At 64.1% G+C, this 19,574-nt stretch carries 18 protein-coding genes; 13 read left to right on the top strand and 5 right to left on the bottom strand.

Annotated features, from left to right (window positions below):
* Positions 1 to 33: 33 nt before the first annotated feature.
* On the bottom strand, positions 34 to 663 hold the full coding sequence (locus tag ACT01B_RS19285) for a DedA family protein (protein WP_445144820.1): 630 nt from the start codon (positions 661 to 663) through the stop codon (positions 34 to 36).
* A 143-nt stretch (positions 664 to 806) separates the two neighbouring features.
* Positions 807 to 2,600: a DNA primase gene (locus ACT01B_RS19280; RefSeq protein WP_445144819.1), complete on the bottom strand. Its 1,794-nt coding sequence runs from the start codon at positions 2,598 to 2,600 to the stop codon at positions 807 to 809.
* A gap of 100 nt (positions 2,601 to 2,700) precedes the next feature.
* On the opposite strand from ACT01B_RS19280, the gene ACT01B_RS19275 reads away from it, so the two are divergent.
* Positions 2,701 to 3,396 carry a GNAT family N-acetyltransferase gene (locus ACT01B_RS19275; protein ID WP_445144818.1) on the top strand — a complete coding sequence of 232 codons (696 nt, stop codon included), beginning with the start codon at positions 2,701 to 2,703 and terminating at the stop codon, positions 3,394 to 3,396.
* A gap of 8 nt (positions 3,397 to 3,404) precedes the next feature.
* Here the strand turns inward: ACT01B_RS19275 and ACT01B_RS19270 are convergent, their stop codons facing one another.
* On the bottom strand, positions 3,405 to 3,575 hold the full coding sequence (locus ACT01B_RS19270) for a DUF1328 domain-containing protein (RefSeq protein ID WP_445144817.1): 171 nt from the start codon (positions 3,573 to 3,575) through the stop codon (positions 3,405 to 3,407).
* A 97-nt stretch (positions 3,576 to 3,672) separates the two neighbouring features.
* On the opposite strand from ACT01B_RS19270, the gene ACT01B_RS19265 reads away from it, so the two are divergent.
* Positions 3,673 to 3,843: a hypothetical protein gene (locus ACT01B_RS19265; protein WP_445144816.1), complete on the top strand. Its 171-nt coding sequence runs from the start codon at positions 3,673 to 3,675 to the stop codon at positions 3,841 to 3,843.
* Here the strand turns inward: ACT01B_RS19265 and ACT01B_RS19260 are convergent.
* Both ACT01B_RS19260 and rpsU read right to left on the bottom strand, forming a co-directional pair.
* Positions 3,821 to 4,267, bottom strand: coding sequence for a GatB/YqeY domain-containing protein (locus ACT01B_RS19260; protein ID WP_445144815.1), 447 nt, complete (start codon positions 4,265 to 4,267; stop codon positions 3,821 to 3,823). The two genes, ACT01B_RS19265 and ACT01B_RS19260, sit on opposite strands and share 23 nt — an antisense overlap.
* Positions 4,268 to 4,433: 166 nt before the next feature.
* Positions 4,434 to 4,649: a 30S ribosomal protein S21 gene (gene rpsU, locus ACT01B_RS19255; RefSeq protein ID WP_055999514.1), complete on the bottom strand. Its 216-nt coding sequence runs from the start codon at positions 4,647 to 4,649 to the stop codon at positions 4,434 to 4,436.
* Positions 4,650 to 4,763: 114 nt separating this feature from the next.
* Between rpsU and tsaD the strand changes: the two genes are divergently transcribed.
* From tsaD to ACT01B_RS19200, 11 genes are all read left to right on the top strand, one after another.
* Positions 4,764 to 5,798, top strand: a complete 1,035-nt coding sequence (gene tsaD / locus ACT01B_RS19250) for a tRNA (adenosine(37)-N6)-threonylcarbamoyltransferase complex transferase subunit TsaD (protein WP_445147530.1) — start codon at positions 4,764 to 4,766, stop codon at positions 5,796 to 5,798.
* A gap of 109 nt (positions 5,799 to 5,907) precedes the next feature.
* Positions 5,908 to 6,264 (top strand): dihydroneopterin aldolase, encoded by a 357-nt coding sequence (gene folB, locus ACT01B_RS19245; RefSeq protein WP_445144814.1) that lies wholly within the window; start codon positions 5,908 to 5,910, stop codon positions 6,262 to 6,264.
* A gap of 1 nt (position 6,265) precedes the next feature.
* The gene (folK, locus tag ACT01B_RS19240) at positions 6,266 to 6,748 is read left to right on the top strand and encodes a 2-amino-4-hydroxy-6-hydroxymethyldihydropteridine diphosphokinase (protein WP_445144813.1); all 483 of its coding nucleotides are present in this window, start codon (positions 6,266 to 6,268) and stop codon (positions 6,746 to 6,748) included.
* Between the two features lie 72 nt (positions 6,749 to 6,820).
* Complete coding sequence (locus ACT01B_RS19235; protein ID WP_445144812.1) at positions 6,821 to 7,678, top strand: DUF6159 family protein; 858 nt, start codon at positions 6,821 to 6,823, stop codon at positions 7,676 to 7,678.
* A gap of 385 nt (positions 7,679 to 8,063) precedes the next feature.
* Entirely contained in the window at positions 8,064 to 9,092 is a 1,029-nt protein-coding gene (locus tag ACT01B_RS19230; RefSeq protein WP_445144811.1) for a LacI family DNA-binding transcriptional regulator, read from the top strand.
* A 50-nt stretch (positions 9,093 to 9,142) separates the two neighbouring features.
* Positions 9,143 to 12,148, top strand: a complete 3,006-nt coding sequence (locus ACT01B_RS19225) for a TonB-dependent receptor (RefSeq protein ID WP_445144810.1) — start codon at positions 9,143 to 9,145, stop codon at positions 12,146 to 12,148.
* Between the two features lie 168 nt (positions 12,149 to 12,316).
* Positions 12,317 to 13,780 carry a glucoamylase family protein gene (locus tag ACT01B_RS19220; RefSeq protein ID WP_445144809.1) on the top strand — a complete coding sequence of 488 codons (1,464 nt, stop codon included), beginning with the start codon at positions 12,317 to 12,319 and terminating at the stop codon, positions 13,778 to 13,780.
* Between the two features lie 3 nt (positions 13,781 to 13,783).
* Positions 13,784 to 15,091 carry a sugar ABC transporter substrate-binding protein gene (locus ACT01B_RS19215; protein WP_445144808.1) on the top strand — a complete coding sequence of 436 codons (1,308 nt, stop codon included), beginning with the start codon at positions 13,784 to 13,786 and terminating at the stop codon, positions 15,089 to 15,091.
* Positions 15,088 to 15,966 carry a carbohydrate ABC transporter permease gene (locus ACT01B_RS19210; protein ID WP_445144807.1) on the top strand — a complete coding sequence of 293 codons (879 nt, stop codon included), beginning with the start codon at positions 15,088 to 15,090 and terminating at the stop codon, positions 15,964 to 15,966. Before ACT01B_RS19215 ends, ACT01B_RS19210 begins: the two co-directional genes overlap by 4 nt.
* Complete coding sequence (locus ACT01B_RS19205; protein ID WP_445144806.1) at positions 15,963 to 16,784, top strand: carbohydrate ABC transporter permease; 822 nt, start codon at positions 15,963 to 15,965, stop codon at positions 16,782 to 16,784. Before ACT01B_RS19210 ends, ACT01B_RS19205 begins: the two co-directional genes overlap by 4 nt.
* Positions 16,785 to 16,786: 2 nt before the next feature.
* The gene (locus ACT01B_RS19200) at positions 16,787 to 19,567 is read left to right on the top strand and encodes a discoidin domain-containing protein (RefSeq protein WP_445144805.1); all 2,781 of its coding nucleotides are present in this window, start codon (positions 16,787 to 16,789) and stop codon (positions 19,565 to 19,567) included.
* Positions 19,568 to 19,574: the final 7 nt, after the last annotated feature.

The following is a 19,574-nucleotide window of genomic DNA, read 5'->3' as shown; positions in this document are numbered from 1 at the left end:
GCGGTGGGGCCAAGGCGTAGCTTGCTGAAAGCGTCAGGGTGAATCCGGCGATGCGCAGGAGGCGCGGCGCTTGCGCCGCCACCAGAGCACCAGCGCGACGACGATCAAGATGCCGGCAAGTACCCACAGGCCGTTTTGGCCGCGGCGTATCCATTTGGCCAGCCACTCGTGGTTGTCGGCACCTAAATAGCCGAGATAGACCCAGAACGGCACGCTGATCAGCGCAGCCAGGCCATCGAGGAGGAAAAAGCGCAGGAATGACACGCGATGGGTGGAACCGGCGGTGATAAAGACCGCCGTACGGATGCCGGGCAGGAAGCGCGCGAAGAACAATAGCCGGTTGCCGTAGCGCTCGAATTTCTGCTGCACCTTGGCGTAGCGTTCCGGCGTCAGCACGCGCGCGACCAGGCGCCACTGCAGGATGCGTGCGCCGTAATGATGTCCAAGCAGGAACATGGCGGAGTCGCCGGCCAGTACTCCGACCATTGCCACGGCAAACATCCTGTGCACGTTGGCATAGCCGAGGCCGGCAATCACGCCGCCGGCGACCAGGGTGATGTCTTCGGGCAATGGCACGCCCGCGCCGCACAGCAGCAACGCGATGAACACCGCGAAGTAGCCGTTCTCGGCGAACACGGTTACCAGTCGTTCAAGCAGTTCCATCTACATCCATGCCCGGGTGGTTGCCGATGCCGTGGGGGAGTGGCCGATGATCCCACACCCATGCCTGCCTGCGCTTGCGGCAACGCACCCTTGACACATCACGCATGGACGGGCTGGGCCGGGGATGCTGCGAGCGGAGCCGGCTAGTTCGCGGGTGCGGTCGGCGGGACGCGCGCCGCCAGCAATTCGCGCAGCTCGGTTTTTTCGGCGCTATCCAGCGTGCCTTCGCGGCTCTTGGCGGTGAGCCATTCGCGCCGCTGCGTGACGATCTGCTGTTCCATGCGCTGCAAGGCACCGAAGAATTCGGTGCGCTGCGCTTCAGGTTCACCCACCACCATCGCGGCCATCAGCTTTTGCAACGACGGATATTCAGGACGCTCGGCGAAGTGTTCTACCAGCATGGCCGGGTTGATGCCCGGGCGCGAACGCGCCAGGTCGATCAACTCGGCCAGCAGTTCGACGCCTGGCTTTTCCAGGCGCAGGAAGCCATAGGGGCGTTCCACTTGATCGGCCACGCCAGGCTGGGCCAGCAACAGCGCAATGGCACTGCGGACCAGCGAGCGCTGTACGACCGTCGGTCGCTGCAGGGAACGTCGTGCGGCCGGGTCGGGCTCAAGCAAGGCACGCGCGCCGGTGCGTTTTTCCAGCTCCTGCGCCATCAGGTCGCGGAAGGCGCCATCCGGGAGCTTGGCGATCAGTGGGCGTGCACGCTCGGCCAGTCGCGCGCGGCCATCGAGACTGGCGGTGTCCACGTCGTGCGCCAGCTCGTTGAAGAAGTATTCGGACAAGGGCGTAGCCGCCTTCATGCGCTTTTCGAAGCCGTCCTTGCCTTCCTTGCGGATCAGCGTGTCGGGGTCTTCGCCATCGGGCAGGAACAGGAAATACGCCTGGCGTCCATCGCGGATGCGGGGTAGCGCAGCTTCCAATGCCTTCCATGCGGCGGCACGGCCCGCACGGTCGCCATCGAAGCAGAACACCACGTCCGGCGCGGCGCGGAACAGCACCTCGGTATGCTCGGGCGTGGTCGCCGTGCCCAGGGTGGCCACCGCAATCGGCAGGCCGGCCTGATGCAGGGCGATGACATCCATATAGCCTTCGACCACCACGATGCGTGCCAGGCTCGGATTGGCTTGCTTCACCTGCCATAGCGCGAACAGCTCGCGGCCTTTGTGGAACAGTGGGGTCTCGGGCGAGTTGAGGTATTTCGGGCCCGGTGCTTGTTGAGAAGTGCGGGCATGGATGCCCGCTTCTTGACCCTCGCGCGCAGGAGGCGCGCTGAAAATGATGCGGCCACCAAAAGCGATCACGCGGCCACGGCGGTCAAGGATGGGAAACATCACCCGTTCGCGGAAGCGATCGTAGCGGTGTCCGCGCTCGTTGCTCGCCACCATGCCGGCTTCGTTGAGCAACTGCATGCGGCGGTCGTTGCTGCCCAGCGCCTTGATCACGCCGTCGAACCCCGCCGGCGCCCAGCCGATGCGGAAGCGCTTGATGGTGTCCTCGTCCAGCCCGCGCTTGCGGCAATACGCTTGTGCCTCGGCGTTCTTGGGCAGCTCGTTTTCGTACCAGCGCGCGGCGGCGTCGAGCAGGGCGTAGAGATCGGTCTTGTCTTCGCGCGGGGCCTGGTCGTGGCCGCCTTCGCGCGGCACGGTGAGACCGACCGACTGCGCCAGTTCCTCGACCGCATCCGGGAACTCCAGGCGCTCGTAGTCCATCAGGAATTTCAGCGCGCTGCCGTGCGCACCGCAACCAAAGCAGTGGAAAAACTGCTTGGCCGGAGTGACGTAGAACGATGGCGAGCGCTCGTTGTGGAACGGGCAGCAGGCGGTCCATTCGCGACCTGCTTTTTTCAACGGCACGCGCCGCTCGATCACGTCGACGATGTCGACGCGGGCAAGCAGTTCGTCGATGAAACTGTCAGGGATACGTCCGCGCATAAGCTGTTTAGTGTAGAGGGTGTGACGCCTGTCCGTGCGGTGGCCGCGGATGCCCTCTTAGTGGTCGGAGCGCCCCCTGCGGGGCTTCCTGGGTTGCCCTATGCTGCATGCGGGGAAGCTGAACGTGTTGGGGGCGGCGATGGACCATGGCGTTGGGATGGCAGGGCCGGGCTTGCAGGTGCGCTTTCGCCCTGCCAGGCCTGAAGACGCGACAGTGGCGGTGCCGCTCATCTATAGCTCGGGACCGGCGGCGTTCGATTACGTCTTTGCCGCGGGAAAGGGCGGTGATGCACCATCGTTCCTGCAGTACTGCTTTGTCGATGGCGCGGGCGAGTTCGGTTGGCGCAACCACTGGGTAGGCGTCGCCGATGAGCGGGTGGTAGCCGTCGGCGCCGGCTACGGCGCGGACACCAAAGGGAAGTTCATGCTTGCAGCCGCGCGGCAAATTCTCTCTCACTACGGGTTGCGACACGGCGCCGCCGTGATCACCCGCGGCTTGCGCGTGGAATCGGTGATCCGCCCACCCGATGGCGACATGCACTACCTCGCCCACCTTGCCGTCGTGCCGGAGCTACGCGGATGCGGCGTTGGCCGTGCCCTGATCGACCGGCTGGTGGACAGCGCACGTGAGGCGGGCAGGGGGCGCGTCGCTCTGGATGTCGCCGCAAGCAATCCCCGAGCCGAGGCGCTTTATCGGCGTGCAGGCTTCAAAGTGGTCAGCGAGCGACGTTCGCGCCTGGCCAACGCGCAGGTGCGCGTGCCCGACCATCGGCGCATGGAACGCGCGATCGACTGAGTCGTCGCTCAAATGGCCTTGATCAAGCCGGCCATGACCAGCAGTGCAAACAGGAACAGGATCACGAAGACCGCGAACAGCACCTTGGCGATGGTGGCGGCGGCGCCCGATACCCTGCCGAAGCCCATCCAGCCGGCGAGCAGCGAAATGATGAAGAAGATGATGGCCCACTTGAGCATGCGTCACTCCCTTATGCCTGGGGATGGCCAGCGTCGGCGCTGACGACGTCGCCGGTTTTAGAGGCGCGGACGTGAAGGGGATGCAGCGAGGGTTGGTTTGGCGCAGCCGGGCAATGGGCGCTATGACGTGGACCGGCCCGGCTGGCTTGGGTTGCGCGAACGCCAACGGATCACTGCGCTGTCGGTGGCCGCAGTGATCGGGTTGGTCGTGGCGCTGCTGCTCTGGCTGCGTGAAAGCGGCGTGATCAGCCCGCCAGGCGCGCCTTGATGCGGCCGGATACGACGCCCATGTCGGCGCGGCCGGCGGCTTTCTCCTTCACCGCGGCAACCACCTTGCCCATATCGCGGGCGGAGCTGGCACCGGTTTCGGCGATGGCGGCGGTGATCAGCGCGTCGACTTCGTCGTCGCTGAGCTTGGCCGGCAGGTAAGTCTCGATCACCACCATCTCGCCGCGCTCGACCTCGGCCAGATCCTCGCGGTTGGCGGCGACGAACTGGGTCACCGAGTCCTTGCGCTGCTTGAGCATCTTCTCCAGCACGGACAGCACCTGGACGTCGTCCAGCTCGATGCGCTCGTCCACTTCACGCTGTTTGATCGCGGCCAGCATCAGGCGAATCACGCCCAGGCGGTGCTTGTCGCCGCCACGCATGGCGGTCTTCATGTCTTCGGTGAGCTGCTGCTTGAGGGTCATGGTTTTTCCTCGGAAACACACAAAGCCGGCGCTGCTCAAGGCAACGCCGGCCGGTGCAAAGCTTGAGGGCAGCGGCAGCGAATGGACGCGCCAGCTACCGGGCAACCCGGGTCACGGTACCGCGAAGTAACCGCGACCAGCCGTCCGCACGAAGCGGACGACGGACTCAGTACATCCGGGTCTTGCGGGAGACGTCGCGCGAAAGACGGCGCAGGTGACGCTTCACGGCGGCAGCGCGCTTGCGCTTACGCTCCTGGGTCGGCTTTTCGTAGAACTCGCGCTTGCGGGTCTCGGCCAGAACGCCGGCCTTTTCGCAAGTGCGCTTGAAGCGGCGCAGGGCAAGCTCGAAAGGCTCGTTCTCGCGGACTTTTACGCTGGGCATGGAAACTCCAAGTGTTAGACTGGCCCGCACTAACGAGCCGTTTGAATACGGTGAGCCGCGAAGTATAACGTGGAAACGACAGCATTTTCAAAGCCCCAGTCAACCAAGCCTGTTATCGGGCCTGTTCTGGGCATCGAGACATCCTGTGACGAGACCGGCGTAGCCCTGTTGCGCTGGGAGCCGGACGCGCCTGGGCGCGGCCTGCTGTCACATACCCTTTACAGCCAGATCAAGCTGCACGCCGACTACGGTGGCGTGGTGCCCGAGCTGGCCAGCCGCGATCACGTGCGCAAACTGCTGCCCTTGGTGCGCGAGGCACTGGCCGAAGCCGGGCTGACCCCGTCGGACCTGGGTGGCGTAGCGTACACCGCTGGCCCTGGTCTGGTGGGTGCCCTGCTGGTGGGCGCCTCGGCCGCCCGCGCCATGGCCTGGGCGCTGGGCGTGCCGGCGATCGGCGTCCATCACATGGAAGGCCATCTACTGGCCCCGCTGCTGGAAGACAACCCGCCGGAGCCGCCTTTTGTGGCCCTGCTGGTATCCGGCGGCCATTCCATGCTGGTCGAGGTGAAGGCCATCGGCGAGTACCGCATCCTGGGCGACACGCTGGACGATGCTGCCGGCGAAGCCTTCGACAAGACCGCCAAGATGATGGGGCTGCCTTATCCCGGCGGCCCCGCATTGGCCAAGCTGGCCGAGCAGGGGCGCCCCGGCCTGTTCCGCTTCTCGCGGCCGATGACCGATCGCCCTGGCCTGGATTTCAGCTTCTCCGGCCTGAAGACCCAGGTGTTGCTGGCCTGGCAACACTCCGACCACGGCGAGCAGACCCGCGCCGACATCGCCCGCGCCTTCGAGGAAGCGATTGTCGACACCATGCTGATCAAGTGTCGCCGCGCCTTGCAGGCCAGTGGCGCCAAGCGACTGGTGATCGCCGGTGGCGTGGGCGCGAACAAGCGTCTGCGTGCCGAGCTGGCGACCGCGGGTGATAAGGAGGGCTTCAAGGTGTACTTCCCGCGCCTGGATTTCTGCACCGACAACGGCGCGATGATTGCGCTGGCGGGTGCCATCCGCTTGGCGGCCGGGCAGCATCAGGACGCCTCCGTGCAGGTGTTTCCGCGCTGGGATCTGGAAAGCCTGCCGCCGGCGATGTGATCCCCCATCCTGTGTAGGAGCGCACCCTGTGCGCGAGAAGCCAACGGAGCGGTAACGCCGTGATCGCGCACAGGGTGCGCTCCTACAGGGAGATCGGTACCCTATCGGCATGGACATTGTTTTCATCGAAGACCTGCGCATCGACGCCGTTATCGGCATCTACGACTGGGAGCGGCGCGTGCGCCAGACGCTGTCGTTCGATATCGAGATGGCGTTCGACAACACGGTGCCCGCCGCGAGTGACGACATTGCGCTCACGCTCAACTACAAGGACGTCTCCAAGCGTCTGATCGATTACGTGGGTGCCTCGAGCTTCGGTCTGGTCGAGACGCTGGCCGAACGCTGCGCTGCGATCATCCGCGAAGAGTTCGGCGTGTCGTGGGTGCGGCTCAAGCTGTCCAAGCCGGGTGCGGTGCGCGGCGCGAAGGCGGTAGGCGTACGCATTGAGCGTGGCACGCGTCCTTAAGATGCCACGCGTTTACTTGAGCCTGGGCTCCAATCTCGAGCCGACGCGTTACCTTCGTGCGGCGCTGGACGAGTTGCGTGCGCAATTCGGCGAGCTGTCCGTTTCGCCGGCGTACCGCAGCAAGTCGGTGGGCTTTGAAGGCGCCGATTTCGTCAATCTCGCCGTGGGCATGGATACCGATCTTTCGCCCGAGGCGCTGAACGACTGGCTGCATGCGCTCGAGGATCGCCATGGTCGGCGCCGCGACGTGCCACGTTTCTCCGACCGCACGCTCGATGTCGATATCGTGCTGTACGACGATCTGGTACGACAAGGCGAAGGACACCTGGACATCCCGCGCAAGGAGCTCCGGCACGCGTTCGTGCTCAAGCCGATCGCCGATATCGCGCCTACGCTGGTGCACCCGCTCAGCGGTCTCACCATGGCGGCCTTGTGGGCCGCGTTCCCGGCGGACAGTGAGCCGCTGGTGGCGGAGCCGCTGTAGGCGCTGCGTATGCACTGTCGCCGGCAGAGAGCGGATGATAGAACGCACATGTTCTCAACAAGGAGGTAGCTCATGGCAGGTCGCTTTTCTCGTAGCTGGAGCCTGATGAAGGCCAGCGCCGCGGTGTTGCGTTCGGACAAGTCGCTGTTGATGTTCCCGCTGGTATCCGGCATATGCTGCCTGCTGGTGGCGGCCAGCTTTCTGATTCCCATCGGGCTGACTGTTGCCGCTTCAGGACACGCGTTGGAATCCCATGAGCGCGCTTTGTCCGCCGGCGGATACGTGGCGTTGTTCCTGTTCTATCTCGTGCAGTACTTCGTGATCATTTTCTTCAACACCGCCCTGGCAGGCGCCGCCTTGATGCATCTGCGCGGTGAGCCGGCCAGTTTCTCGGCGGGTTTCGAGTTGGCACGTCAACGCATCGCGAGCATCTTTGGCTATGCGCTGATCGCGGCCACGGTGGGCTTGCTGCTGCGTGCGTTGCAGGAGCGCCTGGGCCTGATCGGCCGCCTGGTGGTTGGCTTCCTGGGTCTGGCCTGGACGGTGGCAACCTTCCTGGTGGTGCCGGTACTGGCCAGTCAGGAAGTAGGTCCCACCGATGCCATCAAGCGCAGCGTCGAGCTGCTGCAGCAAACCTGGGGCGAGAACATCATCGGCAATGCCGGTCTCGGGGTGGTGTTTGGCCTGCTGATGTTTGTGGCGGTGCTGGTGTCGGGTCTCCTGCTGATGGGTGCATTCGCATTGCAATCGGCCGTTGCCGTCGTGCTGGCCATCGCGATCGTGGTAATCGGCCTGACCCTGCTTGGCCTGATCCAGGCTTCGCTGCAGGGTATTTATGCGGCAGCGCTGTATCGCTATGCCGAAGAGGGCCAGGTTGGCCACGGCTTCGACCAGGCGCTGCTTGAGCAGGCGTTCCGTCCGAAGAAGTGAGGATTCGGCGCCCCTCTGCGCGGCCGGAAGAAGGGCGTGCGGAGGGGCGCATGACCCGCCTCCTCTAACGCCTCACCCGCTGACATGCCCGGATGAAGCGCCCACCCGCCTGGCCAGGCCTGCCGTACTGAAGCGCACGGTCGGCACGAGACCGTGCTGACGCATCCACCCATCTTCTGTCGATGCTGCACTGCCGTATCGGCGGACAAGTGCAATTGCACCGCTGCCTAAACGCCTTTCTGCATCAATAGGGCGATTTTCCCGCGTCCTGAAATTCCGCACCGCAGCGTAAGAAGAGTGTTTCTCCTTCTTTACAAGTTCTCATGAAAACGTTTACGTTGGCTTTGTCGCGTGACCTGATCACGCCCTGCGACGCGGCAATGCCATGGCGACGAAAAAGAGAACCACCATCAAAGACGTGGCGCGCGAGGCCAAGGTCTCGATTGCCTCGGTGTCGCGTGTTCTCAACGGTAGCGGCGGAGTTACGCCCGAGACGCAGGAGATCGTTCGAGCGACCGCCGCGCGTCTGAGCTATGTCCCCGACAACGCAGCGCGCAGCCTGATTACCGGCCGCACTAACACCGTTGGTGCGGTCTTGCCGGATCTGTACGGCGAGTACTTTTCGGAACTCATCCGTGGCATCGACCTGGCGGCGCGCGCCCGCGGCCTGCACCTGCTGGTATCCAGCTCCCACGATGGCGTGGACGCTGCCGCAGCAGCCGTGCGCGCAATGCGCGGCCGCGTGGACGGCATGCTGATCCTGTCCGAGTTCGTCGATGCCGCATTCCTTGAAGCGAACTTGCCGTCGGATCTGCCGGCAGTGCTGCTCGATAGTCCGGTCAAGAGCACGCGCTATCCGGCCTTGAACATCGACAACTTCGCCGGCGCCAACGCCATGGTGCGGCATCTGCTTGACCTGGGCCACGGCAGCGTCGCGCTCATCGCGGGGCCGCGAGGCAACTTCGATGCGCAGGAACGCGAGAAGGGCTACCGCTCGGCCATGGCCAGCCATGCGCCAAAAGCGGCGCTGAACATCGTTGCCGGCGATTTCACGGAAGAGTCCGGTTACCGCGCAGGACGCGAATTGCTGGCGCAGAAGGTGCGCCCGCGCGCCGTTTTTGCAGGGAACGACATGATGGCCGTGGGATGCCTTTATGCGTTCAGGGAAGCCGGATTGGAGGTGCCGAGGGACATCGCCCTGGCCGGCTTCGATGACATTTTGATCGCGCGATATGTGACGCCGCCGCTAAGCACGGTACGCGTACGCATCGCGGACATGGGCAAGAGCGCGTTGCTCATGCTGGCCGAACTGATGGACGGGAGTGGCCCACCGGCCGCATCCATCCACACGCTCGGTTGCGATGTTGTCGTACGAGATTCGTGTGGCGAGCGCCACATCAGGGCAGGACTCTAGAACTAGCCACGCTGCACTGGCCTATACCAAGTAGGTGGGGAGAGAAACCAATGAGTGTTTACTGCAATTCCAAGAGGCGCTTGCTCGCTTCGGTTATCGCTGCGTCCATGCTTGCCACCGCGGTGACGCCGACCCTGGTGTGGGCGCAGTCGGCGGATGCCACCTTGCGAGGCAAGGGGCCTGCCGATGCGGAGGTCACGGTGAAGAACGTGGACACCGGTTCGGTGCGCCAGGGCCGCACCGGCAAGGACGGCAGCTACGCGATCGTGGGGCTGCGGCCCGGTACCTATCAGGTCGACGCGGGCCCGGGTACGCAGAAGACGGTGACCTTGACCGTTGCCTCGACGGCGACGCTCAATCTTGAGGCTGCACCCGCTGCACAGAACCTGGGCGCGGTGACGGTGAACGCCACCACGCTCACCGAGGTGACCACGTCCGAAGTGGGCGCGTCGGTTTCGCAGCGCCAGATCGCCACCATTCCGCAGATCACGCGCAACTTCCTGGAGTTCGCCGACACCGTGCCGGGCATGGTGTTTACCGTGCAGAGCAACGGCAATGCCAGCCTGCAGGCCGGTGGTCAAAGCCCCGGCGCCATCAATGTCTATATCGACGGCGTGGGTCAGAAGAACTACGTCCTGGCCAGCGGTCTGGCCGGACAGAACAACACCCAGGGCAATCCGTTCCCGCAGTTGGCGATTGGCGAATACAAGGTCATTACCTCCAACTACAAGGCGGAATACGCGCAGATCTCCAGCGCGGCGGTGACGGCGGAAACCAAGTCCGGCACCAACGAGTTTCATGGCGAGGTGTTCGGCAATTACACCAACGACTCGTTGCGCGCCGAAACGCCCGCCGAACAGGCGAACGGCGACAAGATCGCCTCGCACAACAAGGAGTACGGTTTTGCCATCGGCGGCCCGATCGTGCAGGACAAGGCGCATTTCTTCTTCACCTATGAAGGCAAGGAATTCAACACGCCGGTCAGCGTGATTCCGGGCGGCCCGGTGGGCCTGGCCGACCAGTTGCCGGCCAGCGCCAAGGCGCAGCTGGGTTCGGCCAGCCAGCCGTTCAACGAAGACCTGTATTTCGGCAAGATCGACTGGGAGCCGACGGCCAACGACCGTATCGAGGCGAGCGCCAAGTATCGCGACGAGAGCGCGATCAGCGGCATTGGTATCGCCAATGCCGCCTCCTGGGCCTACGACACGATCAATACCGACAAGCGCTACGACATCCGTTGGGATCACAGCACCGACAGCTGGTTCAACCGCCTGCAGGCGAACTACGAGGATGCGTTCTATACGGCCACCGCGCTGAACAAGGGCAATGGCTATGTCTATACGGCGGGGCCGAACAACAACAACGACCAAATCCTCGCCGTCGGTGCTGCCTCCCCGCTGGCGACGCAGAACAAGGGCCAGAAGGGCCCGGCGTTGCAGGACGACTTCACCTTCAACGACTTGCAATGGCATGGCGACCATGTGGTGAAGATGGGTGTGAGCGCCAAATGGGTGAAGTTGACGGCGCAGGATTCGGGTGAATTCAATCCGCAGTTCTTCTACGACGTCACGCCGGACGGCACGCTGCCCATTCCGTACAAGGTGCAGTTTCCGTCGCCGGCGCCGGGCCTGAATCCGGAAGTCAGCACCACCTCCCGGCAGTTCGGCGCCTATATCCAGGACGACTGGACGGTGGACGAGCATCTGACCCTGAACCTGGGCCTGCGTTGGGATCTTGAGCAAACCCCCTCCTATCTCAACTACGTGACGCCGGCCAATGTGGTCGCGGCCTTCGGCATGCAGGACCCCGCCGCGCCCGCAGGGCAGACCTATGCGCAGACCCTGGCCAAGGGCGGCGTCAACGTCAACGACTACATCAGCACCGGCAACAATCGCAGTGCGCCGAAGGGCAACTTCCAGCCGCGCCTGGGCTTTTCGTATGACCTCAACGGCGACCAGGCGCATGTCTTCCATGCAGGTATCGGTCGTTCCTTCGACCGCAACCTGTACCAGATCCTGCAGCTGGAACAGACCAAGTCGGTGCTGTCGCAGCCGGTCATCAATTTCCCCAGCGCACTGCATCCCTGTGTCGCCAGCCCGAGTTGCGTCCCGTGGGATCCGGCCCTGTTGAACGGCCTGGGTGGATTGCAGGCCTTGGTCGCCGGCACTACGGCGGGCAAGGAGGTGGACATGATCACCAACCACCTCAAGACGCCGTTTGCAGACCAGTTCAGCCTGGGCATGCGCAACAGCTTCGGCGAGTGGAATACGGACGCTACGGTCCAGCGCATCAACAGCCATGACGGCCTGGTATTCCAGCTCGGCAACCGCTTTCCCAACGGTGCGTTCTGGGGCAACTGCAATAACGGTCCAAACAGCTGCAGCCAGCCCTGGGGTAACGGCATTCCCGGCTTTGGCAGCATGATCATTGCCAATAACGGCTTGCAGACGAGGACGACGCAGGTATTGCTGTCGGCCGAGAAGCCCTACACCCCTGACTCGCACTGGAGTGCCACGATCGCCTATACCTACACGGACGCCAAGCAGAACAACGACAGCCAGGATATGACCGACACGTATGCGTTCGATGAGGCGACGATAGGTCAATATCCCTTCATCGGTTCGGCTGTGTCCAGGCATCGTCTCGTCTCGACCGGCACGCTGGACGGCCCGTGGGGCCTGCTGTTCGCCGCCAAGCTGACCTTGGCGACGCCGATCGCGTCCGTCAACCTTGCCTGTTATGGCGCAGACACGCCAAACGGTTGCGTGCCGATGACCTTCGTGCCGCCGGGTTCGCATTTCCTGATCGGCGGCAAGGTCTTCGGCTATCGCGATATCGACTTCCAGATGACCAAGAACTTCAGGATCTACGATGGTCTGAACGCGTACCTGCGCTTCGATCTGCTGAACGCATTCAACTGGAACAACTACAGCGACTACGCGACCAACTTCGGCTCGAGCGGTGTGTTGAACAGCCGGCCGGTGACCTACAACCCGATCGGCAACATCCTCGGTGTGCCGCGTACGGTCAAGCTGACGGTCGGGCTGAGGTTCTAAGTTCGTTTCGGCCGACCGGGGTGATCCGGTGAGCTGGCTGTCATGACCCGCTTCGTCTTTGGGGCGGGCCATGAGCACCTTCGACAACGCGCCGCAGCTACCATCGCGGCGTGAGTCGCTTCCGTACAGCGCCAAGTTCCGGCGCCTTATCTCGAGTTGCTTCTGACCATGTTCAAAAAACTGCATCGTGTCGTATTCGCCAGCGCGCTTGCCGCGCTGTTGACCCTGGGGACGGGCTGGCCATCGCCCGCGCTGGCGAAGGGGCCGCCAAGCGGATTCGACGCGCTGCCGCAGCAGCAGCGGGTCATGGTCGACGACCTGGAGAAGCGCACCTTCCAATGGTTCTGGGACAGCGCCGATGCGAAGACCGGGCTGGTGCCCGACCACTATCCGAGCGAATCCTTCGCCAGCATCGCCGCCGTGGGGTTTGGCCTCACCGCTTACGGCGTCGGCGTGGAGCGCGGCTATATCACGCGCGAGCAAGCAGTCGAGCGCACGCTGACGACGCTACGCTTCTTCCACGATGCACCGCAAGACGATAGCGAGGACGGCGCCACCGGCTTCCACGGTTTCTACTATCACTTCCTCAATATGAAGACCGGCAAGCGCGAAGCGCGCTGGGTCGAGCTGTCCAGCGTGGATACGACCCTGCTGCTCGGCGGGGTACTGTTCGCGCAGTCGTATTACGACCGTCCCACCGCGAAGGAGAAGGACATCCGGGAGCTGGCCGATGCGATCTACCGCCGCGTCGAATGGACCTGGATGCAGCCGCGCGCGCCCCTGATCAGCATGGGCTGGACGCCGGGCGGCATGTTTATCCCGCATGACTGGCAGGGCTACGACGAAGGCATGCTGGTCTATGTGCTGGCCTTGGGTTCGCCCACGCATCCGATCAGCGACGATGCCTGGTCGGCGTGGTCGAAGACCTATCCGCGTACCTGGGGCGAGTTCCAGGGCAAGACCTTCCTCAACTTCGCGCCCCTGTTCGGTCATCAGTACAGCCATAGCTGGATCGACTTCCGCGGCATCCGCGATGCCTGGAGCCGCGAGCACAAGCTGGACTATTTCGACAACAGCCGCCTCGCCACCTATACGCAGCGCGCGTACGCCATCGCCAACCCCGGACACTGGACCGGCTACGGCGAAAACGTGTGGGGCCTGACCGCTTCCAACGGACCCGGCGACATCGTGGTGAAGGCCAGCGACGGCAGCACGCGTCAATTCCACGGCTACATCGCACGCGGCGCGGGGATGGAGCAGATCGTTGATGACGGCACCATCGTGCCGACCGCGGCGGGCGGCTCGATCGCCTTCGCGCCGGAAATCGTGGTGCCGGCGCTGATGGAGATGAAGGCGCGCTACGGCCACGCGATCTACAACCAATATGGCTTCGTCGATGCGTTCAACCTCAGCTTCGATGGCAAGGTCGCGCCCACGGTGGGCCGGATCGTGCCGGGCATGGGCTGGGCCGATACCAAGCAGCTGGGCATCGACCAGGGCCCGATCGTGCTGATGATCGAAAACTGGCGCAGCGACTTCGTGTGGAAGGTCATGCGCAAGAACCCCTATATCCGCAAGGGGCTGGAGCGGGCCGGCTTCACCGGCGGCTGGCTGGACCAGGCGGAGCAGTAGGCGATGCTTCACCGCTCGCATCATGGCGTGGCTTCGGCGATGCGAGACGTGTGGGTCGGCCTGGCGGCGTGTGTGCTGCTGTGCTTGAGCGGATGTACGCAGCAACCGCCGCAATCGCGCACGTTGACGTTCTGGACCATCGGTCGCGAAGGCGAGGCCATGGTCCAGCTGCTGCCGGATTTCGAGCGCGCGCATCCGGATATCCACGTGAAGCTACAGCAGCTTCCGCTGACGGCGGCGCACCAGAAGATGCTCACCGCCTTCGCGGGCGGCTCGACGCCAGACCTGGCCCAGCTCGGCAATACCTGGCTGCCCGAGTTCGTCGCGCTGGGTGCGCTGGAGCCGCTGCAGGCGCGGGTCGATCGTTCCGCGGGGGTGAAACCCGACGACTACTTCGCCAGCATCTGGGCCACCAATGTCATCGACGGCACGCTGTACGGCGTGCCCTGGTATGTCGATACGCGATTGTTGTTCTATCGCAAGGATCTGCTGCGCCAAGCCGGCTTCGAAGCGCCGCCGCGCGACTGGGCCGAGTGGCGGCGAATGCTGGCCGCGCTCAGCCATCCCGAGCGCAAGGCCTACGGCATCCTGCTGCCGGTCAACGAATACGAGCCGCTGATGGCGCTGGCGCTGCAGCAGGACGAACCACTGCTTCGCGACAACTACCGTTACGGCAATTTCGAAAGCGCCGGCTTCAAGCGCACGCTCGCGTTCTACGTGGACCTGTTCAAGCGACACCAGGCGCCGGCGATTACCAATGCGGAAGCTGGCAACCCGTGGACGGAATTCGGTCGCGGCGTGTACGCGTTCTATTTGTCCGGCCCGTGGAATATCGGTGAGTTCCGCAAGCGTCTGCCGGCCGCTCAGCAGGGCGATTGGTCGACCGCGCCGCTGCCTGGTCCGAACGGTGCGGGCGCCTCGGTGGCCGGTGGCTCCAGTCTGGTGATCTTCCGTCAGTCGACGAATCAGGACGCGGCCTGGATCCTGATCGAATACCTGTCGCAAGCAAAAGTGCAACAGCGTTTCTACGAACTGCTCGGCGACATGCCGCCACGGCGAAGCTCGTGGGAAGGCGGCATGCTGCACGAGGACCCGCAGGCGCAGGCATTCCGCGAACAGCTTGAACGGGTCAAGCCCACCCCGCCGGTGCCCGAATGGGAGCGCATCGCCAACGAGATGCAGCTGGTGGCCGCGCGTGCCGTGGCCGGCGAACTGACGGTCGACCAGGCCGCCGCCGAGATGGACCGCCGCACCGACGCGATCCTGGAAAAGCACCGCTGGATACTCGACCACCCAAGGAAGCAGCCATGAATTCGCAACGCGCTGCGTGGCTGTTTCTGACGCCCGCGCTGCTGGTGCTTGGGGTGTTCTTTCTATTGCCGGTGATCGCGGCCTTGGGTCTGAGCCTCACCGATTTCGATCTCTACGCCCTGGCCGATATCCGCAACCTGCGCTTCGTAGCGCTGGGCAATTACTGGGAGCTGCTGCAGCGGCCGCTGTTCTGGTCCGCGCTGGGGCATACCGTCTACTTCGTCGCGGTCGGCGTGCCGCTGTCGATGGGCGCGTCGCTGGGTGCGGCGTTACTTCTAAATTCGCCGCTGGCGCGCTGCAAGCCTTTTTTCCGCACCGCGTTGTTTGCGCCGGTGGTGACCACGGTGGTGGCGGTAGCCCTGATCTGGCGTTACCTGTTCAACACCAAGTACGGCATGGCCAATCATGTGCTCGGCCTGATCGGCATTCATCCGGTGGACTGGCTGGGCGATCCGCATTGGGCCATGCCCACGATCATCCTGTTCGCCGTGTGGAAGAACTTCGGCTACAACATGATCATCTTTCTCGCCGGCCTGCAGGCCATTCCCGCCGACCTGTACGAGGCCGCGCGCATCGACGGCGCTTCCTTGCTGCAGCAGTTCCGGCACATCACCTTGCCGATGCTCCGGCCGACCCTGCTGATGGTGAGCATCCTCACCGTGTCCGGCTACTTTCAGCTATTCGCCGAACCGTATGTGATGACCGAGGGCGGTCCGCTGCAAAGCACCACCAGCGTGCTGTACCTGATGTACGAGGAAGGCTTCAAATGGTGGAACCTCGGTTCGGCCTCGGCGGTGGCGTTCCTGCTATTCGTGATCATGTTCGGGGTGACGGCGCTGATGCTGCGACTGTCGCGTCGTGGAGGTGAAGTATGAGCCCACGAATTGCCAAGGCCATGATCAACGGTTTGCTGATCGGCGGCGCCGTCATCGCGCTGTTCCCGCTGCTGTGGATGTTCTCGGTGTCGATCATGTCGCCCGGCGAAGCGAGCGCACAACCGCCGCCCTTGCTGCCCACCCATGCCACCCTGGGCAATTATCGCGAGTTGTTCGTGCACGCCGGCATGGGCCGCTACCTGCTCAACAGCCTGCTGGTGTCGTCGGCGATCACCCTGCTGGCGCTGAGCTTCAACCTGATGGCCGGCTATGCCTTCGCCAAGCTGCGTTTCGCCGGCCGTGAGCGCCTGTTCCAGGCCTTGATCGGTGCGCTGGTGATTCCTGCGCAAGTGGCGATGCTGCCGCTGTTCCTGTTGCTGAAGTACCTCGGCCTGGTCAACACCTATGCGGGCGTGATCATGCCGGCGATGGCGAGCGTGTTCGGCATCTTCCTGGTGCGCCAGTACGCGCGCAGCATTCCGGACGAGCTGATGGAGGCCGCGCGCATCGATGGCGCCAGTGAGTTGCGCATCTTCGCGCAGATCGTCATGCCGCTGCTGAAGCCGATCATGGTGACCTTGGCAATCTTCACCTTTCTCGCCGCGTGGAACGATTTCATGTGGCCGCTGATCGCGCTGACCGGGCAGGAGCACTACACCTTGCCGATCGGCCTGGCCTCGCTGGCGCGCGAGCACTGGCAGGACAGCGAGCAGATGATGGCCGGCTCGGTGGTCACCGTGGTGCCTGTGCTGGTGCTGTTCCTGGCCATGCAGCGCTACTACATCGAGGGCCTGCTGCTCGGCAGCGTGAAGGGATAAGCATGCGTCGGGCTGCGTTGTTCGGTTTCGTGCTCTTTGCTGCTGCCGCGGTACATGCCGCCACGGGCAACCCGCTCGAAGCGGCGTTCGCAGCCCAGGGCTGGCAGGCGGAAGGCACCGACGACCTGTCCGCTTCGCTGCGTCGCATCGATGGCCAGCAGGGCAAGGCGATCTGCCTGGACTTCGATTTCAACGGCGTGTCGGGCGGCGCCACCGTGCAGAAGGCGCTGCCCATCGATTGGCCGGCGAATTTCATGCTGTCGTTCGACGTGCGCGGCACTATGCCGGCCAACGACCTGCAGGTGAAGTTGATCGATGCCAGCGGCGACAACGTGTGGTGGTATCGGCGCGAGGCCTTGGTGCCGTCGACGATATGGCAGAGCATCGACATACGCCGGTCGCAGGTCGAATTCGCCTGGGGGCCAAGCGCCGATCGCACACTTCGCCACACGGCGGCGTTGGCTTTCACGGTCTACGCTGGGCATGGCGGCAAGGGCGAGTTGTGCCTGGATAACTTACGCTTGCGTGCGTTGCCACCCGAGGCGAAGAACGCTGCGCCGCCGCCGGCGACACCTAACGCGTTGCTTGAGCAGCGAGCGAAGCAGGTGGCCCGCGGTCTCTATCCTCGGGGCTTCTCGGGCGAGCAGAGCTACTGGACCCTGGTAGGTACCGATGGCGGTGCTGCACGCTCGGCGCTCATGTCCGAGGATGGCGCAGTCGAGGTGCGCCGGGGCGGCTGGTCCATCGAGCCAATGATCTTCGACGGCCGGCATGTGATCGACTGGGCCTCGTCGAACGTCACGCAGAGCCTGCTCGATGGCTATCTGCCGGTGCCTACGGTGCACTGGCAATCCGGTGAGTTGTCGCTGGATACCACGCTTATCGCGGCTGGCGATGGCGACGATGCCGATCTCTTGTTGCGATACGTGCTGTCCAATACCGGCGCGCTGCCACGTACGGTCACGTTGGCGCTGCTCCAGCGTCCTTTCCAGGTCAACCCGCCGACGCAGTTCCTCAATACGGCTGGCGGTATCAGTCCGATCCGTGAGCTCAGCTGGAATGGCCAGCATGTGCAGGTGAACGGCGATCTGCAGGTCGTGCCCTTGCAGCCAGGTGCCAGCTTCGTTGCCAGTACCGACAAGGATGGCGCTCTGCCGGAGCGTCTGTTGCGCGGCGAGCGGCCCATCACCTCGACGCTGCATGACGATAGCGGGCTCGCCCAAGGCGCCCTGTTGTATACGGTCACCTTGCCGCCGCACGGCCAGCGCGTGATGGGTCTGGCCGTACCGGGTTCCACGCGCGCGTTGACACCGCCGGCCGATGCCGCCGCATGGCTGCAGCAGCAACAGGACGCCGTGGCCGCGCATTGGCGCGAGAGCTTGAATCGCGTGACGCTCGCGTTGCCCGCGTCGCAGCAGGCGATTGCCGACACCGCACGCAGTGCGCTGGCGCACATCCTGATGTCGCGCGACGGGTCGGCCTTGCAGCCAGGTACCCGCTCCTACGGTCGCAGCTGGGTGCGCGATGGCGCCATGATGACCGAGGGCTTGTTGCGCAGCGGCCATGGTGACGTGGCCGCGCGGTTCGTGCACTGGTACGCGCCTTATCAGTTCCGCAGCGGCAAGGTGCCGTGCTGCGTCGATGCCCGCGGCTCGGATCCGGTGCCAGAAAATGACAGCCACGGCGAGCTGATCTTTGCCGTCGGCGAATTGTGGCGTTACCGCCGCGATCGCGCCGAGCTCGAGGCGCTGTGGCCGCATGTCGAACGTGCGGTGGCCTATATGGACACACTGCGCGCCAGTGAGCGCACCGAGGCCAATCACCAGGCGGGGCGCGAATCGCTGTACGGCCTGATGCCGGCCTCGATCAGCCATGAAGGCTACTCGGCCAAGCCGATGCATGCGTATTGGGACAATTTCTGGGCGCTGATCGGTTACAACGATGCCAGCATGCTGGCGCAGGTGCTGGGCAAGCGCGACCAGGCTACACGCATGGCTCAGTCGCGCGATCAGTTCCGTAGCGATCTGCTCGCTTCCATCAAGACATCGATCGCACAACATCACATCGACTACCTGCCCGGTGCCGCTGAACTGGGCGATTTCGATGCGACATCGACCACCGTCGCGCTATCGCCCGGCGATGGCCTGGCCTGGTTGCCGCGCGACCTGCTGGAGCGCACGTTTGAGCGCTATTGGGCCGGCTTCGTGCAGCGCCGTGACGGTCCCCAGAGCTGGGACGCCTATACGCCCTACGAACTACGCGTGGTAGCGAGCTTCGTGCGCCTGGGCTGGCGCGATCGGGTAGGGCAGTTGCTGGCGTTCTTTATGGCCGACCGTCGACCCGCAGCGTGGAACCAGTGGGCCGAGGTGGTGGGAAGGGAGCCGCGTGAGCCGCGCTTCGTTGGCGATATGCCGCATGCCTGGATCGCCTCGGACTATCTCCGCTCGGTGTACGACATGTTTGCCTACGAGCGATCTGGCGACCACGCGCTCGTGCTCGGCGCTGGACTCGATCCCGCATGGTTCGCTGGCGACGGCATAGGCATCGAACGTTTACGCACGCCGTATGGCGAGCTGAGCTATCGCCTGCGGGCCGAGCACGGACGCTTGGTGCTAAACATTCCTGCCGGGCTCGAAATGCCGCCGGGGGGGCTGGCATTCCGCTGGCCTTATGCGAATAAGCCCGTCTCATCGGCGTCGCTCAACGGCAAGGCAGTGGCATGGCAAGCCGGCGAAGTGGCGATTCGCCAGTTGCCTGCCACGCTGGAAATGGACATGCGCTGATCGATGC

The sequence above is a fragment of the Dyella sp. Tek66A03 genome (assembly GCF_052567735.1).
Note: the sequence above shows the minus strand (reverse complement) of the source record. Positions and strands in the feature narration are given on the sequence as shown.

Excerpts from the sequence above, each read along its gene's own strand:
- ACT01B_RS19260 (WP_445144815.1), bottom strand. The coding sequence starts at position 4,267 with ATGACCCTCAAGCAGCAGCTCACCGAAGACATGAAGACCGCCATGCGT.
- folK (WP_445144813.1), top strand. The coding sequence starts at position 6,266 with ATGCCACGCGTTTACTTGAGCCTGGGCTCCAATCTCGAGCCGACGCGT.
- ACT01B_RS19205 (WP_445144806.1), top strand. The coding sequence starts at position 15,963 with ATGAGCCCACGAATTGCCAAGGCCATGATCAACGGTTTGCTGATCGGC.
- ACT01B_RS19235 (WP_445144812.1), top strand. The coding sequence starts at position 6,821 with ATGGCAGGTCGCTTTTCTCGTAGCTGGAGCCTGATGAAGGCCAGCGCC.
- ACT01B_RS19200 (WP_445144805.1), top strand. The coding sequence starts at position 16,787 with ATGCGTCGGGCTGCGTTGTTCGGTTTCGTGCTCTTTGCTGCTGCCGCG.
- ACT01B_RS19280 (WP_445144819.1), bottom strand. The coding sequence starts at position 2,600 with ATGCGCGGACGTATCCCTGACAGTTTCATCGACGAACTGCTTGCCCGC.
- ACT01B_RS19225 (WP_445144810.1), top strand. The coding sequence starts at position 9,143 with ATGAGTGTTTACTGCAATTCCAAGAGGCGCTTGCTCGCTTCGGTTATC.
- ACT01B_RS19270 (WP_445144817.1), bottom strand. The coding sequence starts at position 3,575 with ATGCTCAAGTGGGCCATCATCTTCTTCATCATTTCGCTGCTCGCCGGC.
- folB (WP_445144814.1), top strand. The coding sequence starts at position 5,908 with ATGGACATTGTTTTCATCGAAGACCTGCGCATCGACGCCGTTATCGGC.
- ACT01B_RS19215 (WP_445144808.1), top strand. The coding sequence starts at position 13,784 with ATGCTTCACCGCTCGCATCATGGCGTGGCTTCGGCGATGCGAGACGTG.
- ACT01B_RS19275 (WP_445144818.1), top strand. The coding sequence starts at position 2,701 with ATGCTGCATGCGGGGAAGCTGAACGTGTTGGGGGCGGCGATGGACCAT.
- ACT01B_RS19220 (WP_445144809.1), top strand. The coding sequence starts at position 12,317 with ATGTTCAAAAAACTGCATCGTGTCGTATTCGCCAGCGCGCTTGCCGCG.
- rpsU (WP_055999514.1), bottom strand. The coding sequence starts at position 4,649 with ATGCCCAGCGTAAAAGTCCGCGAGAACGAGCCTTTCGAGCTTGCCCTG.
- ACT01B_RS19285 (WP_445144820.1), bottom strand. The coding sequence starts at position 663 with ATGGAACTGCTTGAACGACTGGTAACCGTGTTCGCCGAGAACGGCTAC.
- ACT01B_RS19210 (WP_445144807.1), top strand. The coding sequence starts at position 15,088 with ATGAATTCGCAACGCGCTGCGTGGCTGTTTCTGACGCCCGCGCTGCTG.
- ACT01B_RS19230 (WP_445144811.1), top strand. The coding sequence starts at position 8,064 with ATGGCGACGAAAAAGAGAACCACCATCAAAGACGTGGCGCGCGAGGCC.